This window comes from Stutzerimonas stutzeri (assembly GCF_024448935.1).
Taxonomy (GTDB): domain Bacteria; phylum Pseudomonadota; class Gammaproteobacteria; order Pseudomonadales; family Pseudomonadaceae; genus Stutzerimonas; species Stutzerimonas stutzeri_AO.
This window is the reverse complement of the sequence record NZ_JAMOIE010000001.1, coordinates 78,862-97,015: the sequence shown is the minus strand read 5'-3', so window position 1 is coordinate 97,015 and position 18,154 is coordinate 78,862. Positions and strand designations below refer to the sequence as shown.

Annotated in this window: 17 protein-coding genes, 1 tRNA gene and 1 pseudogene; 8 read left to right on the top strand and 11 right to left on the bottom strand. The window is 61.1% G+C overall.

Translation table 11 applies throughout. The annotated features are described in order from the left end of the window. Positions 1-23: 23 nt before the first annotated feature. Entirely contained in the window at positions 24-593 is a 570-nt protein-coding gene (gene plsY, locus NA637_RS00420) for a glycerol-3-phosphate 1-O-acyltransferase PlsY (protein WP_256070397.1), read from the top strand. Between the two features lie 11 nt (positions 594-604). On the opposite strand, the gene tsaD is transcribed toward plsY, so the two are convergent. After that, complete coding sequence (gene tsaD / locus NA637_RS00415; protein WP_256070452.1) at positions 605-1,630, bottom strand: tRNA (adenosine(37)-N6)-threonylcarbamoyltransferase complex transferase subunit TsaD; 1,026 nt, start codon at positions 1,628-1,630, stop codon at positions 605-607. Positions 1,631-1,826: 196 nt separating this feature from the next. On the opposite strand from tsaD, the gene rpsU reads away from it, so the two are divergent. From rpsU to NA637_RS00395, 4 genes are all read left to right on the top strand, one after another. Next, positions 1,827-2,042: a 30S ribosomal protein S21 gene (gene rpsU / locus NA637_RS00410; RefSeq protein ID WP_003283508.1), complete on the top strand. Its 216-nt coding sequence runs from the start codon at positions 1,827-1,829 to the stop codon at positions 2,040-2,042. A gap of 135 nt (positions 2,043-2,177) precedes the next feature. Further along, a complete protein-coding gene (dnaG, locus tag NA637_RS00405) occupies positions 2,178-4,103 on the top strand; it encodes a DNA primase (protein WP_256070396.1) in 1,926 nt (641 codons plus the stop codon). A gap of 220 nt (positions 4,104-4,323) precedes the next feature. Next, complete coding sequence (rpoD, locus tag NA637_RS00400; RefSeq protein ID WP_256070395.1) at positions 4,324-6,180, top strand: RNA polymerase sigma factor RpoD; 1,857 nt, start codon at positions 4,324-4,326, stop codon at positions 6,178-6,180. 119 nt (positions 6,181-6,299) lie between these two features. Further along, positions 6,300-6,376: transfer RNA gene (locus NA637_RS00395), tRNA-Ile, on the top strand. A 14-nt stretch (positions 6,377-6,390) separates the two neighbouring features. Here the strand turns inward: NA637_RS00395 and NA637_RS00390 are convergent. Beyond that, positions 6,391-7,536 (bottom strand): terminase large subunit domain-containing protein, encoded by a 1,146-nt coding sequence (locus NA637_RS00390; RefSeq protein WP_256070393.1) that lies wholly within the window; start codon positions 7,534-7,536, stop codon positions 6,391-6,393. A gap of 63 nt (positions 7,537-7,599) precedes the next feature. Between NA637_RS00390 and NA637_RS25595 the strand changes: the two are divergent. Beyond that, positions 7,600-7,710 (top strand): annotated as a pseudogene (locus NA637_RS25595) (carbamate kinase); the annotation flags it as partial. Here NA637_RS25595 and NA637_RS00385 read toward each other — a convergent pair. From NA637_RS00385 to NA637_RS00365, 5 genes are all read right to left on the bottom strand, one after another. Beyond that, positions 7,705-7,833 carry a hypothetical protein gene (locus NA637_RS00385; RefSeq protein WP_256070392.1) on the bottom strand — a complete coding sequence of 43 codons (129 nt, stop codon included), beginning with the start codon at positions 7,831-7,833 and terminating at the stop codon, positions 7,705-7,707. The pseudogene NA637_RS25595 and the gene NA637_RS00385 sit on opposite strands and share 6 nt — an antisense overlap. Positions 7,834-8,005: 172 nt before the next feature. Continuing rightward, entirely contained in the window at positions 8,006-8,716 is a 711-nt protein-coding gene (trmB, locus tag NA637_RS00380) for a tRNA (guanosine(46)-N7)-methyltransferase TrmB (protein WP_272888870.1), read from the bottom strand. Between the two features lie 70 nt (positions 8,717-8,786). Further along, entirely contained in the window at positions 8,787-9,581 is a 795-nt protein-coding gene (locus tag NA637_RS00375) for a thiazole synthase (protein WP_256070391.1), read from the bottom strand. Between the two features lie 78 nt (positions 9,582-9,659). Beyond that, on the bottom strand, positions 9,660-9,860 hold the full coding sequence (gene thiS, locus NA637_RS00370) for a sulfur carrier protein ThiS (protein WP_256070390.1): 201 nt from the start codon (positions 9,858-9,860) through the stop codon (positions 9,660-9,662). Positions 9,861-9,964: 104 nt separating this feature from the next. Continuing rightward, positions 9,965-10,339, bottom strand: a complete 375-nt coding sequence (locus NA637_RS00365; RefSeq protein ID WP_256070389.1) for a DUF423 domain-containing protein — start codon at positions 10,337-10,339, stop codon at positions 9,965-9,967. A 71-nt stretch (positions 10,340-10,410) separates the two neighbouring features. Here NA637_RS00365 and mtgA point away from each other — a divergent pair, with 71 nt between their 5' ends. Together mtgA and NA637_RS00355 are read left to right on the top strand one after the other, a co-directional pair. Beyond that, positions 10,411-11,121 carry a monofunctional biosynthetic peptidoglycan transglycosylase gene (gene mtgA, locus NA637_RS00360; protein WP_256070388.1) on the top strand — a complete coding sequence of 237 codons (711 nt, stop codon included), beginning with the start codon at positions 10,411-10,413 and terminating at the stop codon, positions 11,119-11,121. A gap of 226 nt (positions 11,122-11,347) precedes the next feature. Continuing rightward, a complete protein-coding gene (locus NA637_RS00355) occupies positions 11,348-13,900 on the top strand; it encodes a hybrid sensor histidine kinase/response regulator (RefSeq protein ID WP_256070387.1) in 2,553 nt (850 codons plus the stop codon). A gap of 115 nt (positions 13,901-14,015) precedes the next feature. Here the strand turns inward: NA637_RS00355 and rpoH are convergent, their stop codons facing one another. The 4 genes from rpoH to ftsY all read right to left on the bottom strand — a co-directional run bounded on the left by rpoH (position 14,016) and on the right by ftsY (position 17,993). Further along, complete coding sequence (gene rpoH, locus NA637_RS00350; RefSeq protein ID WP_256070386.1) at positions 14,016-14,870, bottom strand: RNA polymerase sigma factor RpoH; 855 nt, start codon at positions 14,868-14,870, stop codon at positions 14,016-14,018. Between the two features lie 107 nt (positions 14,871-14,977). After that, positions 14,978-15,988 (bottom strand): permease-like cell division protein FtsX, encoded by a 1,011-nt coding sequence (gene ftsX / locus NA637_RS00345; RefSeq protein ID WP_256070385.1) that lies wholly within the window; start codon positions 15,986-15,988, stop codon positions 14,978-14,980. Next, the gene (gene ftsE / locus NA637_RS00340; protein WP_256070384.1) at positions 15,985-16,656 is read right to left on the bottom strand and encodes a cell division ATP-binding protein FtsE; all 672 of its coding nucleotides are present in this window, start codon (positions 16,654-16,656) and stop codon (positions 15,985-15,987) included. The genes ftsX and ftsE overlap by 4 nt, the downstream gene beginning before the upstream one ends. After that, a complete protein-coding gene (gene ftsY, locus NA637_RS00335; protein WP_256070383.1) occupies positions 16,653-17,993 on the bottom strand; it encodes a signal recognition particle-docking protein FtsY in 1,341 nt (446 codons plus the stop codon). Before ftsY ends, ftsE begins: the two co-directional genes overlap by 4 nt. Between the last annotated feature and the right edge of the window lie 161 nt (positions 17,994-18,154).

The following is an 18,154-nucleotide window of genomic DNA, read 5'->3' as shown; positions in this document are numbered from 1 at the left end:
GCTCCTTGCCCCGGATGACTGCCATGTTCTGGCAATTAGCACTGCTCGCCTATCTGACCGGCTCGCTTTCGTTCGCCATTCTACTCAGTCGCCTGACCGGCGCACCCGATCCACGCGCCGGCGGTTCCGGCAATCCCGGCGCCACCAACATGCTGCGACTGGCCGGCAGAGGACTGGCCATCAGCACCCTGTTCGGTGACCTGCTCAAGGGTTTGCTGCCCGTGCTGCTCGCCGCAGCGCTAGGCCTGACCATCGAGCAACAGGCCTGGATCGGCCTCGCAGCGGTGCTGGGGCACGCATATCCCGTGTATTTCCGCTTCCGTGGCGGCAAAGGCGTAGCCACCGCTGCCGGCGCCCTGCTTGGCCTGCACCCACCAACCGCCTTGCTAGCTCTGGCTATCTGGCTGGTTGTGTTCAAACTGTCGCGCACCAGCTCCTTGGCTGCGCTGGCCGCAATGCCACTCTGCCTGCCTCTGCTCGCCTGGATGCAGCCTGAGGCGCTCCGGCCTATGACATCGCTGGCCGTACTTATCGTCTGGCGTCACCGAAACAACTTGCGCGACCTGTCCGCAGGCAAAGAGCGGCATTTCTAGACAGCTCACATTCAAACTGCCGGCAACGACTCCATCGGCCAGCGTGCCTGTACCGAAATCTCGGGGCCTTCCTGCTGACCAGCAAGCAAACGCTGGCAGCCGGCATAGGCGATCATCGCCCCGTTGTCGGTGCAGAAACGGGGCCGAGCATAGAACACCCGCCCCTTCAGCTCAGCAAGCATCGCTTCAAGACTCTGGCGCAGCGAAGTGTTGGCGCTCACGCCTCCGGCAATGACCAGGCTGTGCAGCCCCGTCTGCTTCAGCGCACGCCGGCATTTGATGGTCAGCGTATCGACCACGGCCTGCTGAAAAGCCAAGGCGATATCGCAGCGGGTCTGCTCACCGTCGTCGCCGGCGCTCTGACGTTGCTGCCAAGTCGTCAGCGTGGCTGTCTTGAGGCCGCTGAAACTGAAATCCAGCCCGGGCCGATCGGTCATTGGCCGGGGGAAAGTGAACCGACCCGGCGTGCCGCGCTCGGCAAGCGCTGCGATTTCCGGACCGCCCGGATAGCGCAGCCCCATCAGCTTGGCGGTCTTGTCGAAAGCCTCGCCAGCGGCATCGTCCACCGACTCGCCCAGCAGCTCATAGCGTCCAATGCCATCGACCCGAACCAATTGGGTATGCCCACCGGAAACCAGTAACGCGACGAAGGGAAACGCCGGCGGTTGCTCTTCGAGCATCGGCGCCAGCAGATGTCCTTCCATATGGTGCACACCGATTGCCGGCACACCCCAGGCAAGCGCCATCGCCTGTGCGCAAGAGGCGCCAACCAGTAGCGCGCCCACCAGGCCGGGGCCGGCCGTATACGCCACCGCGTCGATCTGGCTGGATTCGCGCCCGGCCTCTTCGAGCACCTGACGGATCAGCGGCAACATCCGCTTGACGTGATCACGCGAGGCCAGCTCCGGCACCACCCCGCCATACACGCGGTGCAGGTCGATCTGACTGAACAGCGCGTCGGCCAACAGGCCGCGCTCGCTGTCATACAGTGCAACACCGGTCTCGTCACATGAAGTTTCCAGCCCCAGCACCAGCATGGGCACGACCTTTCCTAAGGAGCGAATGAAGCCGCGCATATTAATCGCCGGGGCCAGCGACCGACCAGCGCTTTTCGATAAGGGGCTTTGCATTCCACGCGGCAAGGCGTTAACATCCGCAACCCTTAAAACCAGCGTGCTCGCGATAGTTGCCGACGCGCGTTGTAACCGGTAAACAAGTGAAGGTACGTCCTGGATGCCCAACGTTAAAGTTAAAGAGAACGAACCATTCGACGTAGCTCTGCGTCGCTTCAAGCGTTCTTGCGAAAAGGCCGGTGTTCTGGCCGAAGTCCGCAGCCGTGAGTTCTATGAAAAGCCTACTGCTGAGCGCAAGCGCAAAGCTGCTGCCGCAGTCAAGCGTCACGCCAAGAAAGTGCAGCGCGAACAGCGCCGCAGCGTTCGCCTGTACTGAGCCAGTACTGCTGACGCCGCATCAAGCCCGGCCACTGCCGGGCTTTGCATTGAAATAGACTCCGCTTCGCCAGCTGGCGAATGGTCGGAGTTTTTTCATTCCGGCCTGAACACCGCGAGCGTATTCTCATACCCTATGGCCGGCTTGATCCCGCAATCATTCATTGATGACCTGCTCAACCGCTCCGACATCGTCGAGGTGGTGAGTTCGCGCATCCAACTGAAAAAAGCGGGCAAGAACTACACCGCCTGCTGCCCGTTCCACAAGGAAAAGACCCCCTCATTCAGCGTCAGCCCGGACAAGCAGTTCTACTACTGCTTCGGCTGCGGCGCTGGCGGCAACGCGCTCGGCTTCATCATGGATCACGACAGCCTGGACTTCCCCCAGGCTGTCGAAGAGCTGGCCAAGCGCGCCGGCATGGACGTGCCGCGCGAAGAAAGCGGCCCGGGACGCAGGCCACGCCAGCCCGTGGACTCGCCGCTGTACCCCCTGCTCGAATCCGCCGCCGAGTACTACCGGCAGTCTCTCAAGGGGCACCCGGCGCGCAAGGCTGCAGTGGAATACCTGAAAGGCCGAGGTCTGTCCGGCATTATTGCCCGGGATTTCGGGCTCGGCTTCGCCCCGCCCGGCTGGGACAACCTGATGAAGCACCTGGGCGGCGATGCCCTTCAGCAGAAGGCCATGATCGACGCCGGACTGTTAATCGAAAACGTTGAAACCGGCCGGAGCTACGACCGCTTCCGCGATCGGGTAATGTTTCCGATCCGTGACAGCCGCGGGCGCGTCATTGCTTTCGGTGGACGCGTGCTGGGCGATGACAAGCCTAAATACTTGAATTCGCCGGAAACACCTGTCTTTCATAAAGGCCAGGAACTTTACGGGCTCTACGAGGCACGCAAGGCCAACCGCGACCTGGATGAAATCATGGTCGTTGAAGGCTACATGGACGTCATTGCACTGGCCCAGCAAGGGCTGCGCAATGCTGTAGCAACACTGGGCACAGCGACCAGTGACGAACACCTCAAGCGCCTGTTTCGTATCGTGCCCAGCGTGCTGTTCTGTTTCGATGGCGACGCAGCCGGTCGCAAGGCTGCCTGGCGCGCTCTGGAATCGGCGCTGCCAAACCTGCAGGATGGTCGCCGCGCACGTTTTCTGTTCCTGCCGGAAGGCGAAGATCCGGACAGCCTGGTGCGCAGCGAAGGTACCGATGCCTTCAGGGCCCGAATCCAGCAACAGGCGCAACCGTTGGCCGATTACTTCTTCCAGCAGCTTAGTGAAGAAGCAGACCCACGCTCACTGGAAGGCAAGGCCCACCTGGCGACTCTTGCAGCACCGCTCATCGAAAAAATCCCCGGCAACAACCTGCGCGCATTGATGCGCCAGCGCCTCGGGGAAATCACCGGCCTGCACGGCGAAGCGCTGCAGCAGATGAGCTCAGCATCGCCGAGCCCCGCGCTGGAATATGACGACAGCGTGTATTACGACACCGCGACGGGCCACGACGAAGGCGACCACTACGCACCGCCGGCCGCCACCCAGCCGAAGACCGGCGACAAGAAAGAGTGGAAAAAAGACTGGAAAAAGCCCGGCCAGCGTCCAGACTTCAAAAAGCCACGCGCACCGAGAACGCCCGCTTCAGTAGAACCACCGGCCCTGACCACACTGCGGACGCTTCTGCATCATCCTGAGCTTGCGCAGAAGGTCGAAGATGCCAGCCACTTTGCTGCGGAAGACGACACCTACGCCCAACTGCTTGTCGCCCTGCTGGGAACGCTGCAAAAGAACCCCAAACTGCGCAGCCTGCAATTGATCGCACGCTGGCATGGAACCGACCAAGGGCGCCTTTTGCGCGCACTTGCCGAGAAAGAATGGCTAATCTCGGCCGACAACCTTGAACAACAGTTTTTCGACACCATAACAAGCCTTGCTGCCAGACAACGAGAGCGCAGCCTTGAAACGCTGCTGCGCAAAGCTCGCCAGGGCGAACTCGGCGCAGAGGAGAAAGAGCAGCTGCGCAGCCTGCTAAATCGCAACTCAACACCCGCTATAGGGCTCCTCTAAAAACGTAGGCGAGATAGGCAAGACAAAGGAAAAAACAGGCGGGGACGCGGAGTTTAGCGGTCTAAATGAGCAGTCCGAGCCTGTTTTTAACGCAGCATTGCCATCGCAGATAGTTTTTAGAGGCGCCCTAAATCGACCTCAACTGGCGCGTGAGGTCCCTGCTCGGCTATAATGCTCAGCTTGTTTTCAGCCCGCCAGAACCGTCAGTGGATAGGGTTATATGTCCGGAAAAGCGCAACAGCAGTCCCGTCTCAAAGAATTGATCCAGCGTGGCCGTGAGCAGGGTTACCTGACTTACGCCGAGGTCAATGACCACCTACCGGAGGATATTTCCGATCCGGAACAGGTGGAAGACATCATTCGCATGATCAACGACATGGGTATCAATGTATTCGAGGTTGCCCCGGATGCCGATGCCCTGTTGCTGGCCGAAGCCGATACCGATGAAGCCGCAGCCGAAGAGGCCGCGGCGGCACTTGCCGCTGTCGAAACCGACATTGGCCGCACCACCGATCCCGTGCGCATGTACATGCGCGAAATGGGCACCGTCGAACTGCTGACCCGCGAAGGCGAGATTGAAATCGCCAAACGCATCGAGGAAGGCATTCGTGAGGTGATGAGTGCCATTGCCCATTTCCCGGGTACCGTCGACAGCATCCTCGCCGATTACGATCGCGTCACCACCGAAGGTGGACGTCTCTCCGACATTCTCAGCGGCTATATCGACCCTGACGATGACGGCGCGGCCGGCCCGCAGCAGGAAGTCGAGCCCGCCGCTCCGCAGGCAGCTGCAAAGCCGGCCGGTGACGGCAAGGACGACGAGAACGAAGACGATTCCGACAGCGAAGAAGAAGAAGGCGATGGCGGTCCGGATCCGGAAGTTGCTCGCGTTCGCTTCGGCGCCGTTGCCGAGCAACTGGACATCGCCAAGAAGGCCTTGAAGAAGCATGGCCGCGGTAGCCAGCAGGCGACCGATGCCCTGCAGGCACTCGCCACGCTGTTCATGCCGATCAAGCTCATCCCCAAGCAATACGATGCGCTGGTCGATCGCGTACGCAATGCTTTGAGCCAGGTCCGCGCCCAAGAACGCGCCATCATGCAGATTTGCGTGCGTGATGCATGTATGCCTCGCGCCGAATTCCTGCGTCAGTTTCCTAACAACGAAACAGACCTTGACTGGGCGGACAGACTGGCCAACGGCAAGAGCAAGTACGCCGAAGCCATTGCCGCACGCAAGGAAGACATCCAACGCTGCCAGCAGCAGCTGCTCGCGCTGGAAGAAGAATGCATACTGGCGATCGCCGACATCAAGGACATCAACCGTCGCATATCCATCGGTGAAGCCAAGGCTCGCCGGGCCAAGAAGGAGATGGTCGAGGCCAACCTGCGCCTGGTGATCTCCATCGCCAAGAAGTACACCAACCGCGGCCTGCAGTTCCTCGACCTGATTCAGGAAGGCAACATCGGCCTGATGAAAGCGGTGGACAAATTCGAATACCGCCGCGGCTACAAATTCTCGACCTACGCCACCTGGTGGATCCGCCAGGCGATCACCCGTTCCATCGCCGACCAGGCGCGGACCATCCGTATCCCGGTGCACATGATCGAGACGATCAACAAGCTCAACCGCATCTCCCGTCAGATGCTGCAGGAAATGGGCCGCGAGCCCACGCCTGAAGAGCTTGGCGAGCGCATGGAAATGCCCGAGGACAAGATCCGCAAGGTGCTGAAGATCGCCAAAGAGCCGATCTCCATGGAAACCCCGATCGGTGACGACGAAGACTCGCATCTGGGCGACTTCATCGAAGACTCCGCCATGCAATCGCCGATCGACGTGGCGACCGTGGAGAGCCTCAAGGAAGCCACCCGCGAAGTCCTCTCCGGCCTCACCGCACGGGAAGCCAAGGTATTGCGCATGCGCTTCGGCATCGACATGAACACCGATCACACCCTCGAGGAAGTCGGCAAACAGTTCGATGTCACCCGCGAGCGGATCCGCCAGATCGAAGCCAAGGCGCTGCGCAAGCTGCGCCACCCGACGAGAAGCGAGCACCTGCGCTCCTTCCTCGACGAGTAAAACCAAAACCCCCGGCCAACGCCGGGGGTTTTGCATTCAAGGCCAGACAAAACAACGATGTACGCTCGGCTTCGCTTGGCGCACGCGCCACACCCCCGGTATAATCCGCCGGCCTCTGAGGGCCTATAGCTCAGTTGGTTAGAGCAGAGGACTCATAATCCTTTGGTCCACGGTTCGAGTCCGTGTGGGCCCACCAATGAAAACAACGACTTAGGTCAGCTTCCGAGCTGACCTTTTTCGTTTTTGGCTGTTCTGCTCCCCGTACCGCTCCCCTTTCGCCACTCGACTGCCCAAAAGAAAAGCCCCGCACAGCATCACGCAGGCGGGGCTAGTGCTGTCACCGGCCAACCCCAAAGTAGGGTGCGGCGTCCAGAAGTACGGGCGAACCTGCCAGACGCCAGCCGTCTTGCCGATCAGCACTAGCGCTGTCAGGTCCGTGCGGGCGGACAGGTCCAGGCCAGCATATACGGGACCGTCGAAGGGTTCCGGCTCGGCATCGCAGGCCATCCACACGTCAGGCGATATGAACGGGCTGTCCAGGCTCACATGCTGATTCAGCAGCAGGTTCAGGGCGATGCTGCTCATGCTCGCCATACGGGCGGCTTGCTGCATCTGCTCGCGCAGATCGTCTTCGGAGCGGAACAGACCCAAGGCCGGATTGGCTGCTTTCCAGGCTTCAACGTCCAGCAGGTCGCAGCCCTTCGGAGCGGCGTACAGATGGCAGACGATGCGCAGGTCTTTCGACTGCTTTGCATCGTCGATCCACTGGCTCAGCAGATCGGCAGCGTTTGCGGCTTGGGTACTGATCGCGATCAGCAGCGGTGCAGCGTGCGCGCCTTGGCTGGTCGTGATGGCGTCCACGAAGTCGGACTGCGGACCTCGGATCTGGCCTATCTCGTCGAGAATGGCGAGCACCGGAGACAGGCCGTGTGCCGTTCTGCCGTCAGCAGCCAGGGCGCGGAACTCGGTATTCAGCGGCAGGCCCAGCAGGCGTTTGCCACTCGGCACAATGCGGACAATCTTCGACAGGGCAGGCGACTGCATGACCGTCTTTGACGCCAGGTTGAACACTAGCGATGCCTGGTCGCGGCTCATGGCGCCCGATACTAGCTGGCTGTTCTGCTTGGCTTCAGGTCCGATCAGGTGCGCCAGGATCAGGCCAGCGATAAGCCCGGATTTTCCGTTCTTTCTCGCTATCGAGCAGATGGCACGCCGGGTGCCCTTGGGGTTGTCGTATACGGCCCGGATGAACTGCTTTTGAAACTCGGCCAGCAGCAAGGGCTTGCCCACGTCGGCACCTTCCGGCGTGACGCAGTAGCGTTCGATAAAACTGATGATCATCTCAGCCCGGGTCATTGCATCGTCGCCAGGGTCGGGATCAGGTCGTCGTCGAGCTGAGCGCGGGCGTCTCGCTCCAGGGCCCGCAACACCGGCAAAACTGCGGTGATCGGCTCACTGGCCGACATCGAAGCGATCGTACAGGGCCGCGCCGGAAGCCGCGTCAGCCTGTCGGCACACGGCGTGTCATAGCCACAACATCACAAGGCGCGGGGTCAGGTCCTGGCCCAGCCCCACGGCCTGCATCTCGTCGACCTTGGCTTGAGCCTGGCTGGCACAGGCCGCCGGCCGCAGAATTGCGAATATCCTGTACATCTGTTTGCTCCTTGCAGCGCGGCGGGCGCGGCAGATGACGGCTCTTCCCCGCAGGCAGAGCGCTCGTTGAAGCGTCGGGATCGTGCCGTCCTGGCATTTTTCGTTATTGGATCGTCCCTGGGCGGCTTGGTCGCGGCTTTGCTGGATGCAGCGGTACACATATTTCAGCGAGTCAGTCGATGCGCTCGAACTTAAGGTCCCAGACGCCGTGGCCGAGGCGCTCACCGCGCCGTTCGAACTTGGTGGTCGGGCGCTCCTGCGGACGCTCAACGTACTGCCCGTTTACCGCCTGGTTACGGTAGCCAGGCGCGACGTTCATGATGTCGAGCATATGCTCGGCATAGGCCTCCCAGTCGGTCGCCATGTGCAACACGCCGCCGACCTTGAGTTTTTGCCGCACCAGTTCAGCGAATGCCGGCTGGACGATGCGCCGCTTGTGGTGGCGACTCTTGTGCCAGGGATCGGGAAAGAACAGCAGGACCCGGTCCAGGCTGGCATCGGGGACGCATTCACGCAGCACTTCGAGCGCATCGCAACTGTAAACCCGCACGTTCGTCAGATTTTGGGACAGGAGTCCGTTTAACAGGGCCCCTACGCCCGGCGAGTGCACTTCGACCGCAATGAAATCCTGTTCGGGAGCCGCCGCGGCCATTTCCAGGGTGGAGTGGCCCATGCCAAAACCGATCTCGAACGTGCGTGGCGCCTGCCGAGCAAAGACCTGATCGAAATCGCGCAACCCATCTGCCAGTTCCAGGCCGAACCGGGGCCAGCCCTGATCCAGACCCCGCTGCTGTCCTTCGGTCATGCGACCGGCACGCATCACAAAGCTTTTGATGGTGCGCATGCGCCGTTGGCCCTCGGCCGGGATTGGAGTGTCACTCATGAACGAACCTACAGATAACAAGGGACCGGCCGCGCGATCGAGCACGCGGCCAGAGACGGGAGGAGAAGGATTAGCGGATCAGGCCCTCCTGAGGGGAGGAGGCGCTGGCATAGAGTTTTTTCGGCATGCGGCCGGCCAGGTAGGCTAAGCGGCCGGCGTCGATCGCATACTTCATGGCCTCAGCCATCAGCACCGGGTTCCGCGCATGAGCGATGGCGCTGTTCATCAGCACCGCCTCACAACCCAGCTCCATGGCGATGGTTGCGTCGGATGCCGTGCCGACGCCTGCGTCCACAAGTACCGGCACCTTGGCCTCCTCGAGGATGATGCGCAGGTTGTATGGGTTGCAGATGCCCAAACCCGTGCCGATCAGACCGGCCAGCGGCATCACCGCAATGCAACCCATGTCGGCGAGCTGGCGGGCAATGATCGGATCGTCGCTGGTGTACACCATCACGTCGAAGCCATCCTTGACCAATATTTCAGCGGCCTTGAGGGTTTCAATGACGTTGGGGAACAGGGTTTTTTGGTCGGCCAACACTTCCAGCTTGACCAACCGGTGCCCATCGAGCAGTTCGCGGGCCAGGCGGCAGGTGCGCACGGCCTCTTCGGCGTCATAGCAGCCCGCGGTGTTCGGCAGGATCGTGTAGCGATCCGGCGAGATCACATCCAGCAGATTAGGCTCGCCCGGGTTCTGGCCGATGTTGGTACGGCGCACCGCAACGGTGACGATCTCCGCGCCAGAGGCCTCGATGGCCGCGCGGGTTTCCTCGAGATCCTTGTATTTACCGGTGCCCACCAGCAGGCGCGATTGATAGGTGCGGCCGGCAAGCGTGAAGGCTTTGTCGTGCGGAACTGGGCTCATGTGACCATCCTGTTCAGACCTAATGAAGCGAGAAGTACGCCGCTGCACGGGCGGCGTTCGGAAATTTGATCGGGTTCGTCAGCCGCCGCCAATGGCGTGCACGACTTCGATCTGATCGCCTTCGACCAGAACCGTCGCGGCATGCTGGCTGCGTGGCACGATGTCGCGGTTGAGTTCAACCGCTAGCCGGCGCCCGGTCAGCTGCAAGCGCTGCAGCAGATCAGCCACCGATTGACCGTCAGGGAGCTCGTAGCATTCACCGTTCAACTGGATATGCATAGTGATCGCCACCATTGCAGAAGGGCCAGCATTCTAGCCCGATCGACTCGGCCCACCAAGGCAAGCGCTGCCACCATTCATCTCCGCCCGGGCCGCTCGGTCAATCAGCCACGCAGGTTCCAGGCGGCCAGCATCAGACAGATCCAGCCGGCCAGGAATGCCGTGCCGCCAATCGGTGTGATGATGCCGAGCTTGCCGACACCGGTCAGGGTCAGCAGGTAGAGACTGCCGGAGAACAGCAGCACACCCAGCGTAAACAAGCTGCCTGCTGCGAACAGCAGACGGCTCGGCGCATGCAGCGCCAGCAAGGCGATGCCGAATAATGCCAGGGCGTGGATCAGTTGGTAGTGCACGCCGGTCTGAAACACAGCGAGAGAGTCGGCAGCCAGGCGACTTTTCAAGCCATGGGCTGCGAACGCGCCGAGGGCGACGCCGGTCAAGCCGAAGAATCCGGCAAGCAGAAGAAACGGACGAATCATTCGGGTGGCTTCCGGTCAGGGAGTGTTTGCACCGTTATAATGCCCGTTCTCCCCGGTTGCGACCACGCCCCATGCTTCGAGCCCTGTTCCGCCGACTGACCAAACTGTTGCTATGGCTGGCGGCACTGTCCGTGTTGCTGGTGCTGATACTGCGCTGGGTGCCGCCACCCTTCACCGCGCTGATGGTTGAACGCAAGATCGAATCCTGGACTGGTGGCGAAAGCATTGACCTGCAACGTAGCTGGCAGCCTTGGAACCAACTGCCGGACGACTTGAAGATGTCCGTCATCGCAGCCGAAGATCAGAACTTCGCCGATCATTGGGGCTTCGATATCGCCGCAATTCGAGCTGCATTCGCGCATAACGAACGCGGCGGCTCGCTGCGTGGCGCCAGCACGCTGAGCCAGCAGGTGGCGAAAAACCTGTTCCTCTGGTCGGGGCGTAGCTGGCTGCGCAAGGGTCTTGAAGTCTGGTTCACAGGCTGGATCGAGCTGCTGTGGCCGAAACAACGGATTCTGGAGGTCTACCTGAACAGTGTCGAATGGGGCAGTGGGATATTCGGCGCCGAAGCAGCTGCACAACATCACTTCGGGGTTGGCGCGCCCTATCTGTCTGTCAATCAGGCTAGCCAGCTGGCCGCTGTGCTGCCCAACCCTCGGCAGTGGGATGCTGGCCAACCCGGTCCGCACGTGGGCAGCCGCGCCGCCTGGATTCGAAAGCAGGCGAGGCAATTGGGCGGCAGCGATTACCTGAACAAGCTGCGGGCGAGCGATGCACGCTGAAGGCCAACCGCAACGATACGGCGACGGGTCGGCTGCAGCGCCTCAGCGCCCTTTCACGCGCAAGACCACCAGCCGGTACGCTCTGTCGGGGCGTTATGGCATTACGCCATCTCAGCGCGTAAGCTGCGATGACTATGTGGCGAATGACGGGCCACGACCCGCATGTACGGAAGGTCGCCAGACGGGCGCCCGAATCGCCACTCGTGACTAACGCACGGCAGACAGCATGAGCGAAACCAGTGCACCGTTCGGCAAGGTGCGGCAGTTCTTTCACTGGCGTAACAGCATCGCCTGGCTCGTATTGGCATTAGCGCTGTCGGTACAGCTTGCGCTTCTCGATCATCTGCAGATGAAAGAAGAGCGGGCCGCGCTCAAGCAGTTCGACTTGCTGGTGAGCACGACCATTGAAGCCATTGAGAAACGCATGACCGACCACGAGCAGATTCTGCTCGGAGCTGCCGGACTGTTCGACGCCGCCGGTGAGGTGTCGCGAGAACAGTGGCGCGAATACAACGAGCGACTGCAACTGGCCGAACGCTACCCGGGCATCCAAGGCGTCGGTTTTGCCAAGGCCCTATTGCCGTCGGAGCTCGAAGCGCATGTGCGCAACGTCCGGGCTGAAGGATATAGCGACTACGATGTCTACCCGCAAGAGGTGGACCGCTCGCTCTACACGCCGATCGTCTTCCTCGAGCCCTTCCGCGATCGCAACCTGGCCGCTTTCGGCTTTGACATGTTCTCCGAGCCGGTTCGCCGACAGGCCATGCTCAGCGCTGCCGAAACCGGAAAGACCCGGATTACCGGGAAAGTGACGTTACGCCAGGAAACCCACGGCAAGATACAAGCAGGCGTCCTCATGTACGTGCCGCTGTACCGTCCTGGGGAGCCGCTAACTACCGTGACACAACGCCTGCAAGCGCTAATGGGCTTCGTCTACAGTCCCTATCGGCTCGACGACCTGATGCGAGGCATTCTGGGCGCAGCTAATCCGAACCTCAGCTTGCGCATCTATGCAGGCGATACCGAGCAAACCGAGCAGCTTATCTTTGCCAGTCGTGATGCACCTATGACCGGGCAAGCCCAATACAGCAAGGTGGCGCAGCTGGGTCTTTATGGCCAGACATGGGCGCTGCGCCTGGAGAGCCGGCCCGCCTTCGAGCAGTTCTTTCACACCAACAAGAGGCTGATAGCGAGCCTTGGTACTGGCCTGAGCGCACTATTGTTCCTCCTGACGTTTTCATTGTCGCTCAGACGCCGCCGTGCCGAGGCGCTGGCCCAGCAGATGACCGAAGACATCCGGGAAAACAAACGTGCCCTTCAGCTCAGTGAAGAGCGCCTGAGCCTTGCGCTCAAAGGCAGCAATGACGGGTTGTGGGACATGAACCTGGATGCGGGAACCTTCTATGCATCGCCGCGCGCCTGGCACATGCTCGGCTACCGTCCCGGCGAGCTCAGTGCGGATCTCAACCTCTGGGAGCGACTCGTGGTGGCCGAGGACCTGCCTCAAGAGCGGACTCAGCTGGCCCGGACCGTGCTCTCCACGGTCGATCACTTCACCACCGAGCTACGCCTGCAGCATAAAAGCGGCAAAACCACGCCTGTGCTGATCCGCGGCTACATCCAGCGCGACCGCAACGGCCAGCCGCTGCGCATCAGCGGCACCAGCATGGACCTGACCGAACACAAGCGCATCGAACAGATGAAAGACGAGTTCGTCTCGACGGTAAGCCATGAGTTGCGCACCCCGCTGACATCCATCAGCGGCGCCCTGGGCCTGATCACCGGCGGCGCCCTGGGCGAGACACCTGCCGCCATCCAGCAGATGCTCGAAATCGCGCACCGCAACAGCTTGCGGTTGGGTTACCTGATCAATGACCTGTTGGACATGGAAAAAATCACCGTAGGCAAGATGACCTTCGACATGCGCGAGCACTCGCTGCGCCAACTGTTGGACGAGGCGCTGACCAGCAACCAGGCTTTCGCCGCGCATTTCGGGGTGAGCTGCATACTCCGCGACCCGGTCAATGTGCACGTATGGGTCGACGGGTTGCGCCTGCAGCAGGTGCTGACCAACTTTCTTTCGAACGCCATCAAGTACACGCCGAAAGGTGGTCAGGTCACGCTGCATTGCAGCCAGCCCAATGCCGGCCATGTCCGCATCAGCGTCAGCGATCAGGGGCCGGGCATCCCGCCAAGTTTCCAGAACCGTGTATTCGAGAAATTTGCCCAGGCGGATGCGTCCGACAGTCGCCAGAAAGGGGGCACCGGCCTGGGGCTCGCCATTACCAAAAAATTCATCGAACGGATGGGCGGTCGTGTCGGCTTTGATACAGCCGAGGGCCAAGGCACAACGTTCTGGTGTGAGCTGCCCATAGCCGAATCGGCCACCGCGGCACCCGACCAGGGCCAGCCTCGCCTGCTGGTGATCGAAGACGAACCGGACACCGGGCGGTTACTGTTGCTGATGCTACGCGATGCCGGCTATGCGGTTGACCGCGTGCAGAGTCTGCACGCGGCACGAGGCAAGCTTGCCAGTACCCGTTACGAGGCGATGACACTCGATTGGCATTTGCCCGACGGCAGCGGACGCGAGCTGATTGACGACGTCCGCAGCAACCCTGACACGCGAGATCTGCCGATCATCGTGATATCGGCCGCCAGCCATTTCGAGCAGAACGTTGAAGACACGCGCATCACCTGGCTACACAAACCCATCAGCGCGGCACAACTGCTGATCGCCCTCACTGACACCCTGGAGCACTCCAGGCATCGCCGCTGAGCTCGGCGATCATCCAGCTGCAGTCACCCTTTGCCGGCCAACGGCTAAAAAAAAGGCGCTGCAGTTGCAGCGCCTTTGGACTCTGGACTGGAACGGAAAGCTCAGGCTTCGCCCCTCAAGCCTGGATTGAACCCTTGAGCTTGTTCATCGCATTCTTTTCGAGCTGACGAATCCGCTCCGCAGAGACCCCATACCTGGCAGCGAGATCATGCAGAGTCGCCTTGGTATCACTCAGCCAACGCTGCTGAAGGATATCGCGGCTACGCTCATCCAGCGTGTCCAGCGCCTCGTGCAGATTCAAATTTGAATTATCGCTCCAGTCGGCATCTTCGAGCTGCCGCGCCGGATCGTAACGATGATCTTCGAGATAATGTGCGGGCGACTGGTAGGCGCTGTCATCATCCGCGTCGGCAGATGGATCGAAAGCCATGTCATGCCCGGTGAGACGGCTTTCCATCTCGCGGACTTCGCGGGCCTCAACGCCGAGGCTGTCGGCAACGCGCTCGACCTCGTCATTGTTCAGCCAGGCCAGACGCTTCTTCTGACTACGCAGATTGAAGAACAGCTTGCGTTGCGCTTTGGTCGTGGCGACTTTTACGATGCGCCAGTTGCGCAGGATGAACTCGTGGATTTCGGCCTTGATCCAGTGCACGGCAAAGGAAACCAGGCGCACACCCATTTCAGGATTGAAGCGCTTGACCGCCTTCATCAGGCCGACATTGCCCTCCTGGATCAGATCGGCCTGTGCCAGACCGTAGCCGGAATAGCTACGGGCGATATGCACAACGAAACGCAGGTGGGCCAGCACCATCTGACGGGCGGCCTCGAGATCCTGGTGGTAGAACAGACGTCCAGCCAGGTCGCGTTCCTGCTCGACCGTGAGCAGCGGAATGCTGTTGACCGTCTGCACATAGGCCTCGAGATTGCCTCCCGGGGCCAGGGCTTGAACAGGTTGGAGATTAGATGTCATGCAGGTCCTCCAAAAATGAAGCTGCAGCAGTTTAGCACTGCTTCGTGAGACTGCAAGCCTGTGAAAAAGTTTCCTTACAGCCATCGTAATTCATATGGATCAACAGGTTAGCGCGGTGACAGCTCGCTCAAATGCCTCGCAACGGCCAGCCAGGCGCCTATGTAACCCAGCAGCACGGCTCCGAGCACAAGTGACAGCCCATCATCGGCCGGTACGCCCGCCAAACCGAAATCGCTGCCATACAAGCCAGCCAATCCAGTGACCGCCTCGTTCAACCAGCCGAGGCCATAGGCAAGCAAGCCCCAGGCAATCAGGCCCGCTCCCAGCCCGTACAACGCCCCCATGTAGAGAAACGGACGCCGCACATAGCCGTCGGTTCCGCCGACCAGCTTGACCACTTCAATCTCGGTGCGGCGGTTTTCGATGTGCAGGCGGATGGTATTGCCAATCACCAGCAGCAGCGTGGCAATCAGCAACAGGCTAAGGCCGAACACGAACCGATCACCCAGGTTGAGGATGGCGGTCAACCGTTCGACCCATAACAGGTCCAACTGCGCCTGCTCGACCCCGGACAACTCAGACAAGCGTTGGCGCAGTGCCTCGAGGTTATCGCGATCAACTTCGTTGGGCGTCACCAGGATCACACCGGGCAACGGATTTTCCGGCAGCTCTCGCAAGGCCTCGCCAAGCCCCGACAGTTGTTGAAATTCCTCCAGCGCCTGCTCCCGGCTGATCCAGCTGGCTTCGGACACGTCCGGCATCGCCAGGATCTGCTCGCGAAGCGCTTGCCCCTGCGGCGCATCCACATCCAGCTGCATGAACAGCGAAATCTGGGCTGCCCGCTGCCAGGAGCCACCGAGCCGCTCGACATTGTCCAGCAACAGCGCCAGGCCCATCGGCAAGCTCAACGCGACCGCCATGACCAGACAGGTGAAGAAGCTACCGATCGGCTGCTTGATCAGCCTGCCGACACTGTCCACCACGCTGGCTCGGTGACTTTCCACCCAGGCATGAAACAGGGCTTGGAAGTCCGGCTCGTCGCTTCTGGGTTGCTCGGGCTTGTTGCGTACACCGCCCGCGCGTTCAGCCGGGTTCGGGTTCTGCTCGGGCGCGCTCATCGGGCGGCCTCCCCATCGCCGATCAATCGACCACGCTGCAATGTGAGCATGCGATGACGCATACGGGCGATCAGCGCCAGATCATGACTGGCAATCAGCACGGTGGTACCGAGACGGTTGATGTCTTCGAATACGCCCATGATTTCGGCTGCCAGCCGCGGATCGAGGTTGCCGGTCGGCTCGTCGGCCAGCAGCAACGCCGGGCGGTGCACCACGGCGCGGGCGATGCCGACGCGCTGCTGCTGGCCCGTAGAGAGATCGGAAGGGTATTGCAGTGCCTTGTCCTTGAGACTGACACGCTCCAGCGCAGTCATCACGCGCTGGCCGATTTCGCGCTTGTTCAAACCGAGGATTTGCAAGGGTAATGCAGCGTTGTCGAACACGGTGCGATCAAACAGCAGCTGATGGTTCTGAAATACCACACCGATCTGCCTGCGGAGAAAGGGAATCTGCGCGTTGCTGATTCGCGACAGGTCCTGGTTGGCCAACAGCAGCCTGCCACTGCTGGGCCTTTCCATCGCCAGCAGCAAGCGCAACAAGGTGCTCTTGCCCGCACCGGAGTGACCGGTGACGAAGAGGAACTCACCGCGCTTCACGTGAAAGGAAAGTTCGTGCAATCCGACGTGGCCGTTGGGATAGCGCTTGCCCACCAGTTCGAAACGAATCATGACGAGGCTCCGCCCGTCCCTTTCTCGGCAAACAAGGCATTGACGAAGGCATCCGCCTCGAAGGTCCGCAGATCATCGATGCCTTCACCGACGCCGATATAGCGGATCGGGGTGCCGAACTGCTTGGCCAGTGCAAAAATCACACCGCCCTTGGCGGTACCGTCGAGCTTGGTCAGCGCCAGGCCTGTCAGCTCGACCGACTGGTTGAACTGTTTGGTCTGGCTGATAGCGTTCTGACCGGTTCCGGCATCGAGCACCAGCAGCACTTCGTGCGGCGCAGTATCGTCGAGCTTGCCCATCACGCGACGTATCTTTTTCAGCTCCTCCATCAAATTGTCCTTGGTATGCAGGCGCCCGGCGGTGTCCGCGATGAGCACGTCAATGCCTCGGGCCTTGGCCGCCTGCACTGCATCGAAGATCACCGAAGCGGAATCCGCCCCCGTGTGCTGAGCAATCACCGCAACATTGTTGCGCTCACCCCAAATCTGCAGCTGCTCGACCGCTGCCGCACGGAAGGTATCGCCTGCGGCCAGCATGACTCTCTTGCCTTCCAGCTGCAGCTTCTTCGCCAACTTGCCAATGGTCGTGGTTTTGCCGACGCCGTTTACGCCTACCACCAGGATCACGAACGGCTGCTTGCTGCTGTCGATCAGCAACGGCTGCTCGACAGGCTTGAGCAGGCTGGCCAGCTCTTCCTGCAAAGCCTTGTACAACGCGCCGCTGTCGGCCAACTCCTTGCGCGAGACGCGGCGCGCCAGGTTGTGCATGATGGCGGTGGTGGCCTCTACCCCGACATCGGCGGTCAGCAGACGGGTTTCCAGTTCGTCGAGCAGGTCATCATCGATGGCCTTCTTGCCCAGAAACAGACTGGCCATGCCTTCGCCAATGCTGGCGCTGGTCTTCGACAAGCCTTGTTTGAGCCGGGCAAAGAAGCCCAACCTGGCGGGCGCTTCTTGTACGGCCGGCGCCGGTGCCGGCTCGAGGGCAATCTCAGCGAGAATCGGCGACTCGGGCACTTGCTCAGGATGAACAAGCTCCGGCGCAGGCGCAGGCTCTGCCTCCGGCTCGATCTGCAATTCGGCGTCCGGTTTAACGTGCGCAGTCTCGGGCTCCGTTTGGGTAGCCTCAGGCTCAGATCGCAAGGGCTCTTCGGCCGTCTGTACCCCGTCGGGCAAAGCAGTATCGGGCTCATCGGCGAACGGCTGGCTGTCTTCCAGCGGCTCGGCAGGCGGCGGCTCGGCCGCTGGGGTCTGCGGCTTCTTGCGAAACCAGCCAAACAAGCCTTTCTTCTCGCCAGCCTCAGCCGGCGCCTTCTTATCGTCGTTGGAACCAAACATGGAGAAGATTTTCTCAAGAGGGCGATACGCCGGCAGCCATGCCACCGGCCAGACGGGCGCTATCCTAGCACTGAGCATCGGCCTGCGCTAAGCGTGGCCATCCGCCCAGTCTTCTGCATTGGCAAAGCGAGCTTTTAATTGCCTTTGCCCTGACACGAGGG